Here is a 16,614-nt window from a genome sequence, read left to right as displayed (position 1 = left end):
GGAGCCACGGCAGGGAGAGGGCAGGGAGACGGCTACAGCAGCAGGTCGCCCTCCAGGGGGACGAAGCGGGTGGCGGACTGCATCAGGGCGCCGGCGGTGAGCGACGGCACGCCGTAGATCTCCACCTCGACGCCATGCTCGAGGCGCAGGGTATCCGCCAGCAGCGCGAAGTCGCCGTCGCCCGAGGCGAGCACCACCAGGTCGACCGCCGGGGCGTGCTTCACCGCACCCAGGGTGATGCCTACGTCCCAGTCGCCCTTGGCGGAGCCGTCGGCCCGCTGGATAAAGGGCTTGAGCTTCACCTCGAAGCCGATGCCCCGCAGGATATTCTGGAACTGGCGCTGCTTCTCGTTGCCGCGGTCGATGGCGTAGGCCAGCGCCTTGACCACCCGGCGCCCCCGGGTGGCCCGGGCCCAGAGGGCGTTGTAGTCGATATGCCGACCATAGGCGTGGCGGGCGGTGTAGTAGAGGTTCTGCACGTCTACCAGCAGCAGCACGTTCTGCATGAAGAGGGGCCTTTCAAGGAGAGGGTGGGGCCGCGTTCAGCACAGCCGGCTGCCCATCAGCAGCTGGGCGGCATCCAGGCTGTGCCAGCCCCACCAGACCAGGGCCAGAGCGGCGGCGGTGAGGGCGGCGGCCAGCAGCGGGATCAGGGCGCGTCGGGTCATGCCTTCACCTCCTGTGGGGCGGTGCGCTCCACCGGCGCCTCGTTGATGAACCAGTGCAGGGCGGCGGCCACCACCGAAAGCAGAATGGCGATGTTCCACACCACAGCATAGTCGCCGTGCAGGTCGTAGAGGAGCCCCCCCAGCCAGACGCCCATGAAGGAGCCGAGCTGGTGGAAGAGGAAGACGATGCCGCCCAGCATGGAAAGGTGCTGCACGCCGAACACCGAGGCGACGATGCCGTTGGTCAGCGGCACCGTAGAGAGCCACAGCAGTCCCATGGCGATGCCGAAGAGGTAGGCGCTACCGGGGCTGAGCGGGGCGACCAGAAAGAGGGTGATCACCACCCCGCGAATCAGGTAGAGCCAGGTGAGCAGGCGCGGCTTGGCGTAGCGTCCGCCGAGCCAGCCGGCGGCGTAGGTGCCGAAGATGTTGAAGAGCCCCACCAGGGCCAGCACGGTGCTGCCCACCTGCACGGCGATCTGGTTGTCGAACAGGTAGCCGGGCAGGTGGACGCCGATAAAGACCACCTGGAAGCCGCACACGAAGAAGCCCAGGCAGAGCAGCCAGAAACCGCGGTGATTGGCGGCCTCATTGAGCGCCGCGCCGAGGGAGATGTCGCCGGCGGCCTTGGGCGAGGGGCGGTCCCTGAGCATGGCGCCTAGGGGCAGCATCAGGGCGGCGATGGCGCCCATCACCAGCAGCGCCGCCGACCAGCCCAGCCACTCCAGCAGCCCCAGGGTGCCGGGGAGCATGGCGAACTGGCCGAAGGAGCCTGCGGCGCTGACGATGCCCATGGCCATGCTGCGTTTCTCCGGGGCCACGGCGCGTCCCACGGCGCCGAGGATCACCGAGAAGGTGGTGCCGGAGAGCCCCAGGCCGATCAGCACCCCGGCGGAGAGGGTCATGCCCAGCGCCGACTCCGAGAGCCCCATGAAGAGCAGCCCCAGGGCGTAGAGGACGCCGCCTGCCACCACCACCCGGGCGGCGCCGAAACGGTCGGCAAGGGCGCCGGCGAAGGGCTGGGAGAGCCCCCACAGCAGGTTCTGGATCGCCAGGGCGAAGGCGAAGACGCCGCGGCCCCAGCCCAGCTCGGCGCTCATCGGCTCGAGGAAGAGGCCGAAGCCGTGGCGCAGGCCCATGGCCAGGGTGACGACCAGGCTGCCCAGCACGATCAGCAGCAGTGAATAGCGGCGCACGCTCTCCATGGGAGGTCCCGTTTGCAGACTAATAAACCTCTACTATGCGGCGGGCCGCTGTCGCTGACTACTGTCTCTATATGGAGACGGCGCTGTCGGCTCGCCTCCACAGATGAGCGGTACAGGCCCGGTGGCTAGAATGTGAGGGGTTGTTGCTCATCGATGCCACGGAGGTTCCCATGCCACGACGCCTGCTCTTTCCGATATTTCTGCTGGCGGCCAGCCTGGTCATGGCCGGCTGCAGCTACACCCCGGCGCGGGTGGAAACCCGCCCCCTGATCGAGGTCGAGGGTGACCGCGGCCACCGCCACCACCGCGGCAGCGACCGCCGCTATCAGGAGCGCCACCAGCGCGGCCCCGACAAGCACCATGGCCGCGGTTTTTGCCCGCCCGGGCTGAGGATGCAGGGGCGCTGCTGAGAGGCCCTCGCTTTCGCACCTGCACTGACACGGCACCGCCCTCGGGAGGTGCCGGCGTTTCTGGTACCGTCAAGCCGTGGTGCTGAGGTGGGGAGGCACAATACCCAGTCGTCTCATGCGGCGATAGATGGTGGGGCGAGACAGGCCGAGCTCCCGTGCCACGGCGCTGATGTTCCACTGGTGGCGGCACAGCGCCCGGTAGAGCAGGTCCTGCTCCAGCGGGCGCGGTGTCACCGGCTGGCTGGCACCGCCTTCGCTGGCCTCGCCGGTGGGGCGCCTGGCGCCGGGATGCGCCAGCTGGCCGTGCAGGCACTCCTCCGGCAGGTCGCCGACCACCACTTCCTCGCCGTCGCCGGTGGCCAGGGCATAGCGCAGGGCGTTGTGCAGTTCGCGGATATTCCCCGGCCAGGGGTAGGCGAGCAGGGCGCTCATGGCATCGCCGCGCAGCCTTGCCCGGCCGCCGCGTTCGCGGTTGAGCTCGGCGAAGATCTGGCGGATCAGATAGCTCTTGTCGGCGCGATCGCGCAGCGGCGGCAGGCGCAGGCTGGCGCCGTTCAGGCGATAGTAGAGATCCTCGCGGAAGCGTCCGGCGGCGATCAATTCGCGCAGGTCCCGATGGGTGGCGGCGACGACCCGCAGGTCGACCTTGATGGGGCGGCTGGCGCCGATGGGCAGCACCTCCTGCTCGGCCAGCACCCGCAGCAGCCGGGTCTGCAGCTGTAGCGGCATATCGCCGATCTCGTCGAGGAAGAGGGTGCCGCCGTCGGCCTGGGCGATCAGGCCCTTCATGCCCTGGCTGCGGGCACCGGTGAAGCTGCCGGCCTCATGGCCGAACAGCTCGCTCTCGATCAGCGATTCTGGCACCGCGGCGCAGTTGATGGCCACGAAGGGATGGTCATGGCGGCGGCTCGATTCGTGCAGGGCCCGGGCCATGCGCTCCTTGCCGGTACCGGTCTCGCCCATTACCAGGATATTGATCGGCTCGTTGCGCAGCCGGGCGGCTCGGGTCAGGGTGTCGCGCATGCTGGGGTCATCGTCCGCCAGGGCCTCCAGGGGCGCCAGGCTGGTGTCCCGGGCTTGGGTGGTGGCCCCGCGGGGGCGGCGCGGCGGCTCGATCAGGGTGGCGAAGTGGATCTCCCGGTGGCGCCGGGTATGAAAGGCCTGGACCCGATCGTCGCTGTGCTGAGGGATGGCCAGCACCTGATCGACCTGAGCGTCGAGCAGGTCCTGGATGTTCCAGGCCTTGAAGGGGCGCGCCTCGCCGCCCTCGGGAAGTGGCAACTCGTGGTGGCGAAGCAGCTTGCGTCCGGCGGTATTGGCCGCCACCAAGCTGCCGTTCTCCTCGATGGCCAGCAGATAGCGGCGATTGATCTGCACGAACTCCCGGGAGCGATCCAGGCAGACGATGGCGTGGTCCCCATAGCGCTGCAGGAAATAGGCGTCCTCGATCATCTTGGCGGTGTATTTCACCAGCTGCAGGGCAAAGGTCTGGGAGTCCTTGGTAGCCGGTGACTGATAGGCGGAGATATCGAGCACCGCCAAGAGGCGTCCGTGAGGATCGAAGATCGGTGCCGCCGTGCAGGTCAGGCGGATATGGTGGGCGCTGAAGTGATCGCTGTGGTGGCAGGTCAGCGCAGTGCGCTCCTGAATGCAGGTGCCCACCGCGCAGGTGCCGGCATGGGCCTCGCTCCAGTCGGCCCCCAGGAAGAGGCCGGTGCGCTGGTGTTCGCGTTGGTCGGCCTTGGCGCCGAGGAACTGCACGGCGATGCCGCGGGCATCGGTGAGCAGCACCACATAGCCCAGGGGTGCCACCTGGCGGTAGAGCTGTTCGACCCCGGCACGGGCCACCTGGAGCAGGTCGTCGGCCTGGTCTTGGTGCTCGCGCAGGGTGGCGCCAGGCACGTAGCGGGCCGGGGTGGGGCGGGCCGGGTCGAGGCCGTAACGATCGATGCAGCGCCGCCAGGAGCGCTCGATAATAGCCGCTTCCCCCTGGGCCCCGGGGCGGTTCAGGGATTCGAGGATGGTCTCGACATGCTGGCGTTGACTCGGGCTGGCATTCATGACGTGCCCCTACGGGTGTCGTTGTTGTCTCTTCAAGGTAAGGGGAGGCGGCAACCGTCGAGATACGACCTTGGTCGAGCGTCGTTACACCTGTAACGGGGGGTGCCGGGACAACTGTCACACCCGTTCGCCCTGGCGTTACGCCTTGGGCGTCCCTTCAGCTCATCACCCTTCCTGTATTTTTCTTTTTTATCAAATAATTAGCCCTCTTCTTGGCCAGGTTGGCACGAAAGCTGCCATGGCATGGGTGTGTTTGCCGCTGCGGTGAACCTGCCAATAACAAGATGAGGAGTCACGCCATGACCGCTTCTCCCCGGGTGACGCTGAGCCGTCGCCGCTTCCTCACCCTCACCGGCGCTCTGACCGCCGGCAGCCTGGCCATGAGCGCTGCCGGCCTGTGGCCGCGCTGGGCCCTGGCCGAGCCCGACCTGGCAAGCCGCCTGCTGCGCCTGGGCCGCGATATCTACCCCCATGAGGCGATCGAGGATCGCCACTACCTGGAGTCCCTAACGCCACTGCTGGAGAAGGAGCGCGACGAGATCGCCGCCGGCCTCAACGACCTGGATCGCCGCGCCCGGGCCGCTCATGGCAGCGACTATGCCGGCATCGAGAGCGGCGCCGAACGAGAAACTTTGCTGCGCAAGATTCAGCACACCCCGTTTTTCGCCAAGGTGAAAGGCAACTTGATGATGGGGATCTACAACAACCCGGCCCTGTGGCCCGAATTCGGTTACGGCGGCTCTTCCTGGGAGCAGGGTGGCTACCTCCATCGAGGCTTCGACGCCACGCCGGACTGGCTGTGATCGGGCGTGGGTAACGGTGCGATGCGAACAAGAGAAGGGCAAAGGCTATGAGCAGGCAATTTGATCTGAATGACGACAGTCTGGTGGTGATCATCGGCTCCGGCGCCGGGGGCGGCACCCTCGCCAATGAGCTGGCGCAAAAGGGCATTCGTTCGGTGGTTCTGGAAGCGGGCAAGCGCTTCACCATGGAGGATATCGAAAACGACGAATGGGGGATGTTCAACAAGATCAGCTGGCTGGACCAGCGCAACCTGGTGGGGCCGTCGCGACTGGCCGAGGATTTTCCCAATCTGCCCGCCTGGATCGTCAAGGGCGTCGGTGGCTCCACCATTCACTGGGCCGGTGTCGCCATGCGTTTTCAGGAGCATGAGTTCAAGATGAAAACGCTCAACGGCGAAATCGCTGGTGCCAACGTGGAGGACTGGCCGCTATCGCTTGAGGACCTCGAACCCTACTACGCCTTGGCAGAAAAAAAGATGGGGGTATGCGGCACCGAAGCCACCGGTATGCCCTTTCATGGCAAGAGCACCCACTATCAGGTCATCGAAGCCGGTGCCAACAGGGTCGGCGCCCGCTGCGAGCAGGCGCACCTGGCCATCAATACCGTGCCCTTCGACGGGCGGGCGCCCTGTCAGGTCACCGGCTTCTGCATGCAGGGCTGCCGCTTCGGTGCCAAGTGGTCGACCATGTATACGGAGATTCCCAAGGCCGAAGCCACCGGCAACGTAGAGGTCAGGCCCAACTGCATGGCCCTCAAGATCGAGCATGACCGGGACGGCAAGGCGACCGGTGTGCTCTATGCCGACGCCGATGGGGAAGTGCAGTTCCAGAAGGCGCGCATCGTCGCCGTGGCGGCCAATTCCATCGAGTCGCCGCGTCTCCTGCTCAACTCCGCCTCCAGCCTGTTCCCCGATGGGCTGGCCAACTCCTCGGGCCAGGTGGGCAAGAACTACATGACCCATGTCACCGGTGGCTCCTATGCGGAGTTCGACCATCCGGTGCATATGGAGCGCAGCACCGTGGTGCCCGGCATCGTCACAGAGTGGGAAGACAACGACCCCTCCCGCGGTCATGTCGGCGGCTATGAGCTGGAGGCCCTGCATCTGGGGCTGCCCTTCATGGCGGCGTTCCTGGACCCGGGGGCGGCCAACGGCTGGGGGCGCCAGTTTGCCCGTTCCATGGAGAACTACAGCCGGATGGCGGGGTTCTGGATCTGCGGGGAAGACCTCGCTCTGGAGAGCAATCGTATCACCCTGCACCCCACGAAAAAGGACCAATACGGCTTGCCGGTGCCGGTGGTGCACAAGGCGGATCACGACAACGATACGCGCATGCGCAACCACGCCTACCGGATGTCCAGGGAGCTGTTTTCGGCCATCGGCGCTCGCCATGTCAATGACCTGCCACCTTATCCGGCCAGCCACAACATGGGCACCAATCGCATGCATGCCAAGGCCCAGGATGGTGTCGTCAATCAGTGGGGCCAGTCCCACGATATCGATAACTTGTTCATCTCCGACGGCAGCCAATTCACCAGCAGTGGAACGGAAAACCCCACCCTGACCATCGTTGCCTTGACGATTCGTCAAGCTGAATACATCGCCGAGCGCATGACACGCGGCGAGCTTTAAGAGGAGTGATTGCCATGCAACCGACAGCCGAACAGCGGCGCTGGATGTACCGCCATATGGTCCTTAGCCGCTACCTCGAGGAGCGCATCGAGGCGCTCTATATGGAGGGAAAGACCCCGGTCTTCAACATGGCCAAGGGGCCCATCCCCGGAGAGATGCACCTCTCCAATGGCCAGGAGCCCTGTGCCGTGGGGGTCTGCGCCCATCTGACGGCGGATGACATCGTCACCGCTACCCACCGTCCCCACCACATCGCCGTGGCCAAGGGGGTCGATCTCGATGCCATGGTCGCGGAGATCTTCGGCAAGGCCACCGGCCTTTCCGGCGGACGCGGCGGCCATATGCACCTCTTCGATGGCGATGTGAACTTCTCCTGCTCGGGGATCATCGGCGAGGGCCTGGGGCCGGCGGTGGGAGCGGCGCTCTCCCGCCAGATGCAGGGCAAGCCCGGGGTGGCGGTGGCCTTTATCGGCGAAGGTGCGGCCAACCAGGGGGCCTTCCACGAGGCGCTGAACCTGGCGGCGGTGTGGAAGCTGCCGGTGGTCTTCGTCATCGAGGACAACGCCTGGGGAATCTCGGTGGCCAAGCAGGCCGCCACCGCCGTGCCGCGCAACGACGTGCGTGCCGCTGCCTACGGCATGCCGGGCCATCACGTGGCCGACAACGACGTGGAGGGCGTCTATGCCGCGGCGGGCGAGGCCATCGCCCGGGCCCGCGAGGGGCTGGGGCCGAGCCTGATCGAGATCGAGACATCCCGGCTTGCCGGTCACTTCATGGGGGACGGCGAGGACTATCGGCCCAAGGGCGAGAAGGAGGGGCTGGCCGACCCCATTCCCCGCTACCGCGCGGCCCTCCTCGAAGCCGGGGTGCTCGACGAGGCGGGTGATGACGCCCTGGTGGCCGAGGCCCATGAGCGGGTCGAGGCGGCGATCCGCTTCGCCCAGCAGAGCGACTTCCTGCCGCCCGAGGCGGCGCTGGAAACCGTCTTCGTCTAACCGGGAGCACGACCATGACTACTGTAACCAAGAGCGCCAGCCGCAAGTTGACCATCGCCCGGGCCATGGCCGAGGCCACTGCCCAGGAGATGCGCGTGGACCCGCGGGTCTTCGTGATGGGCGAGGACGTGGGGCCCCTTGGCGGGGTCTTCGGTAATACTCGGGGCCTCTTCGATGAGTTCGGCCCGGAAAGAGTCCGGGATACGCCGATCTCCGAGACCGCCTTTATCGGGGCTGCGGTAGGCGCCGCCTCCGACGGCATGCGGCCCATCGTCGAGCTGATGTTCGTTGACTTCTTCGGCGTCTGCATGGACGCCATCTACAACCTGATGGCCAAGAACACCTACTTCTCCGGCGGCAAGATCCCGGTGCCCATGGTGCTGATGACCTCCACCGGCGGCGGCTATTCCGATGCCGGCCAGCACTCCCAGTGCCTCTACGGCACCTTCGCCCACCTGCCGGGCATGAAGGTGGTGGTGCCAAGCAATGCCTACGACGCCAAGGGGTTGATGACCGCGGCGATCCGCGACGATAACCCGGTGGTTTTCATGTACCACAAGGCGCTGCAGGGCATGGGCTGGCTGGGGACCGAGAAAGGCGCCACCGTGGCGGTGCCCGAGGAGGCCTATACCGTGGAGATCGGCAAGGCCGCGGTGACACGGGAAGGCAGCGATCTGACCCTGGTCAGTCTCGGCGCCGGCGTGCATCACTGTCTGCGCGCCGCCCAGGCGCTCGAGGCCGAGGGCTTCTCCGCCGAGGTAATCGACCTGCGCAGCCTGGTGCCGCTGGATCGCGAGACGGTGCGCGAGTCGGTCGCCAAGACCGGACGCCTGGTCGTGGTGGACGAGGACTACCACAGCTATGGCGTCAGCGGCGAGATCATCGCCAGCGTCGCCGAGCACCCGGGCTGTCGTCTGCGCGCCGCTCCCAAGCGGGTGGCCTACCCGGACATTCCCATTCCCTTCGCGCCGACCATGGAGCAGTGGGCCCTGCCCAATGCCGACAAGATCGTCGCCGCCTTCCATCAAATGCTGAGTGAGAGTTGAGGAGAGACCCTATGACGACCGAAATCACTGTACCCGCGGACCTCTGGGAGGGCGAGACCGAAGGCGTGATCACCGCCTGGCTCGTTAATGACGGGGCCGAGGTCGCCCAGGGCGACCTGGTCGCCGAAGTGATGGTGGAGAAGGCCCAGTACGAGATCGAGGCGCCGGCCACAGGCCGACTCAGCATCGCCAAGGAAGAGGACGAGGTGGTGAGCAAGGGAACCCTGATCGCCACCCTGGAATCTTGAGGAGGCCCGTCATGCGACTCGACACCCAGAAGACCACCGCCCCCTTGGGGGCGGATGGTGTCACGCCGCCGATAAAGCTGCGCGGCATGCGCGGCATGATCGCCGCCAAGATGCTGCAGAGCCTGCAGCAGTCGGCACAGCTGACCCATCACGCCAGCGCCCGCCTGGATGCCCTCCAGGCTCTGCGCCAGCGGCGCCGCGATGACGAGCTGCCGGTGCCTTCGCTGCAGGATCTGCTGCTGCGATTGATTGTCCAGACCCTGGGCGATTTTCCGGCCCTCAATGCCACCCTGGAGGAGAACTGCATCACCCGGCATGCCGCGGTGCACCTAGGGCTGGCGATTCCGCTGCCCGACGACCTGCTGGTGGCCCCGGCACTCTTCGATGCCCAGGCCCTTCGCCTGGGCGAGCTGCCCGAGGCGCGCCGGGAGCTCACCGAGCAGGCGCGTAGCGGCAAGCTAGGCGTCAAGGCGCTGACCGGCGCGACCTTTACGGTATCGAACCTGGGGCGCTCCCGGGTGCATCACTTCACGCCGCTGCTCAATCTGCCCCAGGTGGCGATCCTCGGCATCGGAGGTGTGGAACTCCGGGCCGTGCCAGACTCGGGCAGCTGGCGCGCCGTGGAGGTGATTGGTCTGTCGCTGACCTTTGACCATCGCGCCGTCAACGGGGCGCCGGCGGCCGCCTTCCTCGATGCCCTCTGCGAGCGTATCGAGGGGCTGGACAGCGATGCCTTCGACCATGAACTCTGACGCGGAGCTCGAGCCATGATGCCTGCCTGTATCCCGGATAGCGACGACATGACCCTGCGCCGGCCCAGCGTGGCGGAGGGGCTGGCCATGGAAGAGGCGCTGCTGGAGTCGATCTGCCACGGTGAGAGCGACCTTGGTCTGGTGGTCTGGTCGCCCTGCGACCGCGCCCTGGTGATGCCGCGTCGCCATGAGCGCCTGGCGGGCTTTTCCGAGGCCCGGGAGGCACTCGAGGCGCGGGGCTGGCCGATCCAGTTTCGCTCCACCGGTGGCACCCCGGTGCCTCAGAGCACGGCGGTTATCAACGTGGCCCTGGCACGGCGTTGCCGGATAGGCAGCTCTGCTGCTCATCTGGAGTGGGGCTATCGCCGCCTCGGAGAGCCCTGGTGCGACTGGCTCCGCGAGCTCGGTATCGAGGACTCCAACCTCGGCGAGGCGCCGGGCGCTTACTGCGACGGGCGTTTCAATGTGCGCATTGGCGAGCGCAAGTTGGTGGGAACCGCCCAGCGCTGGCGGCGGGTGCGGGGCTGTCGCGACATGGCGCTGCTGGTCCACGGTGCCATGCAGGTGGGGGGGAGGCCCGAGGTCTTGGTGGAGGTGGTCAATGCTTTCCAGGCCGCCATCGGCGACCCTCAGCGCTTTTCGCCGGCGAGCCATGTGGCTCTCGGCCAGTTGCTGCCGGAGGCAAGGGGCGAGGCGGCCCTGCCCGAGCTGCTGGAGCGACTGGCCAAGGCTGTCAAGTACGTCTTCTGATTCGACTATCCCAGCCAACGAAAACGGGGCTCATGATGGCCCCGTTGTGGCTTGTTTCCCGAGCCGTTGTCGTCAAGGCTCAACCATGATCTTGATGTGCGACTTGTCGTTTAGCAGAGCCTCGAAGCCCTGGTCGACTATGTCTTTCAGGGCGATACGTGCGGTGATCAGGTCGTCGGCGCGGAAGTAGCCCTGCTCCATGAGGGCGATCACGGCAGGGTAGATATGCCGGTAGGCAATGATGCCCTTCATGGTGCGCTCCTTGATCACCAGGTCGTTGGGCTGGAAGGCCGCTTCCGTTTCCCAGATACTGACGATCACCGCCTCGCCGCCAGCGTGGGTGGCGTTGATGGCCTGGTTCAGCACGGCGGGAATGCCGGTGACCTCGAAGGCAAAGTCGGCTCCGCCATGGGTCAGAGCATGCACCTGTTCCACTGCGTCCTGCTCCCGGGGATCCACTACCCAGGCGCCCAGGTCGGCGGCCTTGTGCCGGCGGACGGCTGAGGGTTCCACAGCTATGATCCTGGACGCGCCGGCGGCCTTGAGGGCCTCGATGATCACCAGCCCGATCGGACCGGCGCCGAAGACCACGGCGTTGTCGCCGGCCTTCAGAGAGCTCTGGCGCACCGCGTGCAAGCCCACCGCGGCTGGCTCGACCAGGGCGCCCTGTTCATAGGAGAGGGAGTCGGGCAGGGGGTGGACCATGTGCTCACCGACCACGGTGTATTCGGCAAAGCCGCCTCCGCCACCCGAGAGCCCATGGAAGCCCAGCAGGGGCGTCAGGTTGTAGCGCTCCATGAGGTATTGCCCATCCTTGTTGGGGGAGAGGATAGGCTCGATGGCAACCCTGTCCCCGGGCCTGACCCGGGTGACGCACTCTCCCACCTCCACGACCTCGCCGGCGAACTCGTGGCCCATGATGATGGGCGCACGCTGCTGACTGAGGGGGTGCGGTGTCTCGACCGGAATGAAGATGGGGCCGGCACTGTACTCGTGCAGGTCGCTGCCGCAGATGCCGCATGCGGCGACCTTAACCTTGACCTGGTGAGGGTCCTTGAGGGTCGGGATCTCGACCGCTTCTACGCGAAGGTCTCTGGCCTTGTGCCAGACCGCCGCTTTCATGGTGTTTGTCATCTGATTACCTCGACGTGTCACTGTGCCGATGACAACAGGCGCATGCCGTGAGCCGCTTTTCCCTGTAGCGGCGTGTGGGCGTGCTGTCGGCATGCGCTTGGTGATGTCGGTATCTTTTCTTGGGGGGCGGAGGCGGCATCACGGGATGCCGCCGCAGGTGGATAGGTTCAGAAGCGCGGGTCCCAGAGTCGGCTTCCGGTTTCGGCCTCGTAGCCCATGCCGTAGGGTGAACTGACCAGCTCCAGCTGCATGCCCCATGGCGCCATGAAATAGACCCAGCTCAGCCCCTCCATGGGCCCTTCGGTAAAGGTCTTGGGTTCGCCCAGTACCTCCACGTCGTTCTCCTTGAGGTAGGCAACGGCGCTCGCCATGTCGTCCACGTAGAAGGCGATATGGTGGCCGCCGATGTCGCTGTTGCGTGGCTGCTCGGTGCGTTGATCCGGGGCTGTGTACTCGAAGATCTCCAGGTTGGTGCCATTGCCACAGCGCACCAGGTGGGCGGCCGGGATAGTGGCTTCTGCATGAACGTCCAGGTTCACGTCCATCCAATCGTCATCGAAGGGGCCGAAGGGCCCGATAGTAAAGAAGGCCTCGCAGCCGATCACATCGACGAAGAAATCCACCGCTGCCTGGCGATCGGGAACGGTGAAGCCAAAGTGTTGGGTGCCTCGCATACCGGGGATTTCTGCCTGGGCCAGTTGGCTGGTCATCAGCAGGGCAAGGGAGAGGGGGGCCACCGCAGGGGCGCGCTTTAGCGTAGCAAACATGACATATTTCCTTTGTTGTGCATTGTTGTCAGCGGCGGATGCCACCGGAATGCAGGAGCAATGGTCATGCCAGTAGGGAGGAGGGTAAAAAAAGCTTTTGTAATGAGTGTGTTGTCACGGCCTTTTCGGATTGCCAGGGGGTGACAGGTGTCAAGGTCGCGCCAGCAATTTAACGCTTGTAACGTGACAGGTGTATCAGGGGAGCTGGGCTGTACGCTTGGATTCAGCACCGCCCTCGGGCGGTGCCGGCGTGTCAGCGCGTCTTCAGGGCCTGCTCCAGGGTCGCGAGCCGGCCCGGTACCAGGGCGTCTTCCACCGCGGTGATGCGCAGCACATGGCCCAGGGCCGGGTCGGCGGGGCGGGCGACCAGCTTGCCCTCGTCGAGCAGCGCCTGGTGCACCCTGCCGGCCAGCTCGGCGCTGGCCAGGCGCAGGCCTACGAAGTTGGTGGCGCTGGGCAGCACGTCGGCGCCCAGATTGCGCAGGTGGGCCGCCAGCCGCTCGCGGCGCTGGCGCACCGCGGCCACGTGGGCGGCGACCTCCTCCGGGGCATCCAGCACCGTCTCGGCGGCGACCTGGCTCAGGGTCGACACCGCATAGTGGATGCGCACCTTCATCATCATCTCGAGGGTCGGCGGCGTGGCGATGGCGTAGCCCACCCTGAGTCCGGCCAGGCCGTGGGCCTTGGAGAGGGTGCGCAGGCGGATCACGCCGGGCAGCACCCGGCGGCCGAACTCGCCCTCGGCATCCTCGCGAAAGTCGTGGTAGGCCTCGTCCAGCAGCAGCCAGCAGTCGTCGGGGAGCGCCTCGCGCAGGGCCAGGACGTCGTCGTCATCGTGCAGGTGGCCGCCAGGATTGTCGGGGTTGGCCAGGTAGACCAGCCGCGCGGCCTGCTCGCGGGCGGCTGCCGCCAGGGCTTCGAGATCCGGCGCCAGTCGCCCCGGACCCTCGGCGTAGGGGACCTCCACCACCCGACAGCCGTGGCCCCGGGCGAAGTAGGCGAAGGTGGGGTAGGTGCCGGTGGTGCTGACCACCGTCTCGTCGCGGTCGGTGACCGCCCGCAGGGCCAGGGCGATCAGGCTGTCGGCCCCGGCGTCCACCAGCATGGCGTCCAGGGGAATGCCCTGCTGGGCGGCCAGCCGCCGGCGGATGCCCAGCGCCTCGGCGTCGCCGTAGCTGTAGACATGCGCGGCCATGGCGTCACCGAAGCGCTCGCGCAGCGCCCGGTGGGGCATATCGAGCCCCTCGTTGGAACCGAGCTGGTGGGGGATCTCGCGGCCCAGGCGGCGCTCCAGCACGCGTACGCCGGGAAAGGGGTTGTGGGGGCCGTCTCCGGTCAGGTGGTCGGGAAAGCGGGGCATGAGAACTCCCAGTCAGTTGTCGTGTATGGGTGTCAGGGTTCGAGCTGGTAGGTCACCCAGTCGGTGCGCTCGGCGCAGCGGTCGTAGACGCTCCGAGCCCGGTAGTTCTCCTCTCGGGTGATCCAGCGCACGAAGGGCCAGCCCCGGCGGCGTGCCTCCTCGCCGAGGGCGGCCAGCATCTCGTCCACCGCGCCGCTGCCGCGGTGCGCCGGGTCCACATAGAGGTCATCGAGAAAGCCCGCGGTGGCGCCGCGCAGGGGCGATGGCATGGCGCGAAAGTGCATCAGGCCGATGGCCTCGCCGGCGTTGGTGCGGGCCAGCAGGCCCTGCAGCGGCGAGTCCGACGACTGGATCCATCCCCATACGGTATCAAGGATCGTGGCGTCCATGGGCATGCCGTAGTACTCGGCATAGCCGCGATAGAGGCGCTCCCAGTCGGCGCGATCGGCGTCCTGCGGTACAGTGATGGTCAGTGTCATGGGGTTTTCCTCTTTTGCAGCATCACGATTGCCACGGCGGCCAGCGTCAGCAGCAGGGCAAGAAAGACCTTGGCGCTCAGCGGCTCGCCGAGCAGCAGGATGGCACTGGAGACGCCTACGGTCGGAATGATCAGGGTCGAGATGGTGGCCTGTGCCACGCTCAGCCGATTCACGTTCATGAACCACAGCATCTGAGCCAGGGTGATCGAGAACAGCAGGTGGTAGCCCAGGGCCAGCCAGGTGCTGGCCTGCCAGGACGCCGGAGGCGGCGGTGACTCCGTTATCACCATCATCACGATCATGGGCACCGCGCAGATCACGAACTGCCAGCCGGTGATCACCACCGCGTGGCTCTGCCAGACGCCGCGCTTCTTGATCAGCACCGTGCCCAGCGCCCACGAGAGGGCTGCGCCCAGCATGATCAGGGGCCCCGTCAGCCCCCGGGTGCCGCCGGCCAGTGCGGTGGGGCCCAGCAGCACCAGCAGGCCCGCCTGGCCGCACGCCAGCCCCAGCCATTGACGGCGCGTGATGCGCTGGCCAAGCAGCCACCATCCCATCAGCAGGGCCCAGCAGGGCATGCTGAAGGCGATGATCGCGGCCTGGGAGGTGGGCATTCTGAGCTGCGCGAAGGCCGTGGCCAGGTTGAAGCCGAGGATGGTGAAGAGCCCCGTGGCGATGAGCCAGGGCCACTCGTCGGCCGGAACCCGGAGCGGCAGCCGTCGCCACCGGGCCCGGCTCAGCAGCAGCAGGGCTCCCGTCGTGAAGCCGATCGTTCGTAGGGTGAAGGGCGGCACGTCCATCAGTATGAACCGTACCGCTGGCCAGTTTCCGCCCCAGAACAGTCCAATGGTGGCGATCAGCAGCAGCGCCGTCAGTCGCTCGCTATGGCGCAGGCGGGCAATGGTCAGGCTCATTCGGCGATGTCCGGCAGCACCTTGTGCCGGTTCAGCAGACCCTTGGGATCCAGGGCCTGCTTCAGGGTGCGCATCAGGGCAATCTCTTCAGGGGACCGTGAGAGGTGCAGGTAATCGCGCTTCTCGATTCCGATACCGTGTTCGGCCGATACGGAGCCACCCAGGGCGGCCAGGGGTTCGTAGACCAGCGACTCCACGGCGCGGCGGGTCTGGGCATCAGCCCGGCCCGTGCCCACGGTGACATGGAGGTTGCCGTCGCCCAGATGGCCGAAGACCAGGAGGCGCCCGTCGGGCCAGCGCTCGGCCACGGCTTTCTCCAGGTCCCGCACGTAGCTCTCTATCTCGTCGAGCGGCAGGCTGATATCGAAGGCAAAGCGAGGCGCGATGTGGTGAAGCAGGCCCTCGATGTCCTCACGGATGGCCCACAGGCGCTCGCGCTGCTGCTCGGAGCTTGCCACTGCGGCATCGCTCAGCAGCCCGGCCTCGAAGGCCGCTTCGATGGATGCCTCGAAGCGCTGTGCGCTCTCCGCCGCCTCGCTCCCCTGGCTCTCGATCAATGCATAGAAGGGATAGTCGGACGACAGCGGCGGCGCATGGCGGCCGCTCTCCTCGGTGAGCAGCGCATAGTGGCTGCGCCACATCACCTCGAAGGCACCGAGCTGCTCGCCGAGGGTGCGGCGCACGTGCTGGAGCAGTCCGGTGAGTGCCGCGAAGTCGGCGCAGGCCACCAGGGCGGTATGCGATACCGGCTGGCGCGGCTGCAGCCGGAGCACCGCGCGGGTGACGATACCCAGCGTTCCCTCGCTGCCGATAAACAGCTGCTTGAGGTCGAAGCCGGCGTTATTCTTGAGCATGGTGTTCATCGAGCTCACTACGGTGCCATCGGCCAGTACCGCTTCAAGTCCGAGCACCTGTTCGCGCATCATGCCGTAGCGAATGACTCGCACGCCGCCGGCGTTGGTGGCGATATTGCCGCCGATGGTGCAGGAACCGCGCGCGCCCAGGTCGAGGGGAAACTGCATGCCCGCTTCGGCGGCGCACTCCTGCACCGTTTGCAGCGGCGCTCCGGCCTGGACGGTCAGGGTGCCGCCGACCGGGTCCAGCGCCTCGATGGTGGTCATGCGCTCCAGCGAGATCACCAGCTCATCGGTATTCGCCTCGGCGCCGTGCACCAGACCGGTCAGCCCGCCATGAGTCACCACGGGCTGGCCGGCGGCATGGCACTTCGTCATCACGGCCGCCAGCTCCTCGGTGGAGGCAGGGCGCACGATGGCGCCGGCGCGACAGGGCGCGCCGCTCATCCAGTCCACCCGCCTTGCGGCCACGTCATCTCCTCGCAGAACATTTGCGGGCCCCACGAGCTCCTCGATTGCCCTCAGCAGTGATTCCAT

18 protein-coding genes are annotated in these 16,614 nt (G+C 66.7%); 8 read left to right on the top strand and 10 right to left on the bottom strand.

Annotated features, from left to right (window positions below; genetic code table 11):
- Positions 1–32 precede the first annotated feature (32 nt).
- From NHL60_RS11070 to NHL60_RS11065, 3 genes are read right to left on the bottom strand one after another with little or no spacing between them, the layout of a single operon-like run.
- Complete coding sequence (locus NHL60_RS11070) at positions 33–506, bottom strand: NYN domain-containing protein (RefSeq protein WP_253443262.1); 474 nt, start codon at positions 504–506, stop codon at positions 33–35.
- Between the two features lie 36 nt (positions 507–542).
- Positions 543–668: a hypothetical protein gene (locus NHL60_RS19590; protein WP_301271059.1), complete on the bottom strand. Its 126-nt coding sequence runs from the start codon at positions 666–668 to the stop codon at positions 543–545.
- Positions 665–1,873 carry an MFS transporter gene (locus NHL60_RS11065; protein WP_253443261.1) on the bottom strand — a complete coding sequence of 403 codons (1,209 nt, stop codon included), beginning with the start codon at positions 1,871–1,873 and terminating at the stop codon, positions 665–667. Before NHL60_RS11065 ends, NHL60_RS19590 begins: the two co-directional genes overlap by 4 nt.
- Positions 1,874–2,043: 170 nt before the next feature.
- Between NHL60_RS11065 and NHL60_RS11060 the strand changes: the two genes are divergently transcribed.
- Entirely contained in the window at positions 2,044–2,283 is a 240-nt protein-coding gene (locus tag NHL60_RS11060; RefSeq protein WP_253443260.1) for a hypothetical protein, read from the top strand.
- 69 nt (positions 2,284–2,352) lie between these two features.
- Here the strand turns inward: NHL60_RS11060 and NHL60_RS11055 are convergent, their stop codons facing one another.
- Positions 2,353–4,344, bottom strand: a complete 1,992-nt coding sequence (locus tag NHL60_RS11055; protein WP_253443259.1) for a sigma-54-dependent Fis family transcriptional regulator — start codon at positions 4,342–4,344, stop codon at positions 2,353–2,355.
- A 299-nt stretch (positions 4,345–4,643) separates the two neighbouring features.
- Here NHL60_RS11055 and NHL60_RS11050 point away from each other — a divergent pair, with 299 nt between their 5' ends.
- The 7 genes from NHL60_RS11050 to NHL60_RS11020 are packed head-to-tail and all read left to right on the top strand — an operon-like array spanning position 4,644 to position 10,569.
- Positions 4,644–5,147, top strand: coding sequence for a gluconate 2-dehydrogenase subunit 3 family protein (locus NHL60_RS11050; RefSeq protein ID WP_253443258.1), 504 nt, complete (start codon positions 4,644–4,646; stop codon positions 5,145–5,147).
- Positions 5,148–5,194: 47 nt separating this feature from the next.
- Entirely contained in the window at positions 5,195–6,778 is a 1,584-nt protein-coding gene (locus NHL60_RS11045; RefSeq protein ID WP_253443257.1) for a GMC family oxidoreductase, read from the top strand.
- Between the two features lie 14 nt (positions 6,779–6,792).
- Positions 6,793–7,773 (top strand): thiamine pyrophosphate-dependent dehydrogenase E1 component subunit alpha, encoded by a 981-nt coding sequence (locus NHL60_RS11040; protein ID WP_253443256.1) that lies wholly within the window; start codon positions 6,793–6,795, stop codon positions 7,771–7,773.
- A 14-nt stretch (positions 7,774–7,787) separates the two neighbouring features.
- Positions 7,788–8,819, top strand: coding sequence for an alpha-ketoacid dehydrogenase subunit beta (locus tag NHL60_RS11035; protein WP_253443255.1), 1,032 nt, complete (start codon positions 7,788–7,790; stop codon positions 8,817–8,819).
- Positions 8,820–8,830: 11 nt separating this feature from the next.
- The gene (locus tag NHL60_RS11030; protein ID WP_253443254.1) at positions 8,831–9,067 is read left to right on the top strand and encodes a lipoyl domain-containing protein; all 237 of its coding nucleotides are present in this window, start codon (positions 8,831–8,833) and stop codon (positions 9,065–9,067) included.
- Between the two features lie 11 nt (positions 9,068–9,078).
- The gene (locus tag NHL60_RS11025) at positions 9,079–9,819 is read left to right on the top strand and encodes a 2-oxo acid dehydrogenase subunit E2 (protein WP_253443253.1); all 741 of its coding nucleotides are present in this window, start codon (positions 9,079–9,081) and stop codon (positions 9,817–9,819) included.
- Between the two features lie 15 nt (positions 9,820–9,834).
- Entirely contained in the window at positions 9,835–10,569 is a 735-nt protein-coding gene (locus NHL60_RS11020; RefSeq protein ID WP_253443252.1) for a lipoate--protein ligase family protein, read from the top strand.
- A 72-nt stretch (positions 10,570–10,641) separates the two neighbouring features.
- On the opposite strand, the gene NHL60_RS11015 is transcribed toward NHL60_RS11020, so the two are convergent.
- The 6 genes from NHL60_RS11015 to NHL60_RS10990 all read right to left on the bottom strand — a co-directional run bounded on the left by NHL60_RS11015 (position 10,642) and on the right by NHL60_RS10990 (position 16,614).
- Positions 10,642–11,703, bottom strand: coding sequence for a 2,3-butanediol dehydrogenase (locus NHL60_RS11015; RefSeq protein WP_301271058.1), 1,062 nt, complete (start codon positions 11,701–11,703; stop codon positions 10,642–10,644).
- Positions 11,704–11,870: 167 nt separating this feature from the next.
- Positions 11,871–12,470, bottom strand: a complete 600-nt coding sequence (locus NHL60_RS11010; RefSeq protein ID WP_253443250.1) for a VOC family protein — start codon at positions 12,468–12,470, stop codon at positions 11,871–11,873.
- A gap of 253 nt (positions 12,471–12,723) precedes the next feature.
- Positions 12,724–13,830, bottom strand: a complete 1,107-nt coding sequence (locus NHL60_RS11005) for a histidinol-phosphate transaminase (RefSeq protein WP_253443248.1) — start codon at positions 13,828–13,830, stop codon at positions 12,724–12,726.
- 32 nt (positions 13,831–13,862) lie between these two features.
- Positions 13,863–14,309 (bottom strand): GNAT family N-acetyltransferase, encoded by a 447-nt coding sequence (locus NHL60_RS11000; RefSeq protein ID WP_253443246.1) that lies wholly within the window; start codon positions 14,307–14,309, stop codon positions 13,863–13,865.
- Complete coding sequence (locus NHL60_RS10995; RefSeq protein WP_253443244.1) at positions 14,306–15,223, bottom strand: DMT family transporter; 918 nt, start codon at positions 15,221–15,223, stop codon at positions 14,306–14,308. The genes NHL60_RS11000 and NHL60_RS10995 overlap by 4 nt, the downstream gene beginning before the upstream one ends.
- A complete protein-coding gene (locus NHL60_RS10990) occupies positions 15,220–16,614 on the bottom strand; it encodes an FAD-binding oxidoreductase (RefSeq protein ID WP_253443242.1) in 1,395 nt (464 codons plus the stop codon). The genes NHL60_RS10995 and NHL60_RS10990 overlap by 4 nt, the downstream gene beginning before the upstream one ends.

The sequence above is a fragment of the Halomonas sp. Y3 genome (assembly GCF_024137965.1).
In the GTDB taxonomy this organism is placed as follows: domain Bacteria; phylum Pseudomonadota; class Gammaproteobacteria; order Pseudomonadales; family Halomonadaceae; genus Halomonas; species Halomonas mongoliensis.
Note: the sequence above shows the minus strand (reverse complement) of the source record. Positions and strands in the feature narration are given on the sequence as shown.

Bases quoted from the DNA above. Each gene is read 5' to 3' on its own strand.
- NHL60_RS11005 (WP_253443248.1), bottom strand. From the start codon at position 13,830: ATGCCCCGCTTTCCCGACCACCTGACCGGAGACGGCCCCCACAACCCC.
- NHL60_RS11050 (WP_253443258.1), top strand. From the start codon at position 4,644: ATGACCGCTTCTCCCCGGGTGACGCTGAGCCGTCGCCGCTTCCTCACC.
- NHL60_RS11045 (WP_253443257.1), top strand. From the start codon at position 5,195: ATGAGCAGGCAATTTGATCTGAATGACGACAGTCTGGTGGTGATCATC.
- NHL60_RS11000 (WP_253443246.1), bottom strand. From the start codon at position 14,309: ATGACACTGACCATCACTGTACCGCAGGACGCCGATCGCGCCGACTGG.
- NHL60_RS11070 (WP_253443262.1), bottom strand. From the start codon at position 506: ATGCAGAACGTGCTGCTGCTGGTAGACGTGCAGAACCTCTACTACACC.
- NHL60_RS11020 (WP_253443252.1), top strand. From the start codon at position 9,835: ATGATGCCTGCCTGTATCCCGGATAGCGACGACATGACCCTGCGCCGG.
- NHL60_RS11025 (WP_253443253.1), top strand. From the start codon at position 9,079: ATGCGACTCGACACCCAGAAGACCACCGCCCCCTTGGGGGCGGATGGT.
- NHL60_RS11010 (WP_253443250.1), bottom strand. From the start codon at position 12,470: ATGTTTGCTACGCTAAAGCGCGCCCCTGCGGTGGCCCCCCTCTCCCTT.
- NHL60_RS11065 (WP_253443261.1), bottom strand. From the start codon at position 1,873: ATGGAGAGCGTGCGCCGCTATTCACTGCTGCTGATCGTGCTGGGCAGC.
- NHL60_RS11055 (WP_253443259.1), bottom strand. From the start codon at position 4,344: ATGAATGCCAGCCCGAGTCAACGCCAGCATGTCGAGACCATCCTCGAA.
- NHL60_RS11015 (WP_301271058.1), bottom strand. From the start codon at position 11,703: ATGACAAACACCATGAAAGCGGCGGTCTGGCACAAGGCCAGAGACCTT.
- NHL60_RS11035 (WP_253443255.1), top strand. From the start codon at position 7,788: ATGACTACTGTAACCAAGAGCGCCAGCCGCAAGTTGACCATCGCCCGG.
- NHL60_RS19590 (WP_301271059.1), bottom strand. From the start codon at position 668: ATGACCCGACGCGCCCTGATCCCGCTGCTGGCCGCCGCCCTCACCGCC.
- NHL60_RS11060 (WP_253443260.1), top strand. From the start codon at position 2,044: ATGCCACGACGCCTGCTCTTTCCGATATTTCTGCTGGCGGCCAGCCTG.
- NHL60_RS10990 (WP_253443242.1), bottom strand. From the start codon at position 16,614: ATGGAATCACTGCTGAGGGCAATCGAGGAGCTCGTGGGGCCCGCAAAT.
- NHL60_RS10995 (WP_253443244.1), bottom strand. From the start codon at position 15,223: ATGAGCCTGACCATTGCCCGCCTGCGCCATAGCGAGCGACTGACGGCG.
- NHL60_RS11040 (WP_253443256.1), top strand. From the start codon at position 6,793: ATGCAACCGACAGCCGAACAGCGGCGCTGGATGTACCGCCATATGGTC.
- NHL60_RS11030 (WP_253443254.1), top strand. From the start codon at position 8,831: ATGACGACCGAAATCACTGTACCCGCGGACCTCTGGGAGGGCGAGACC.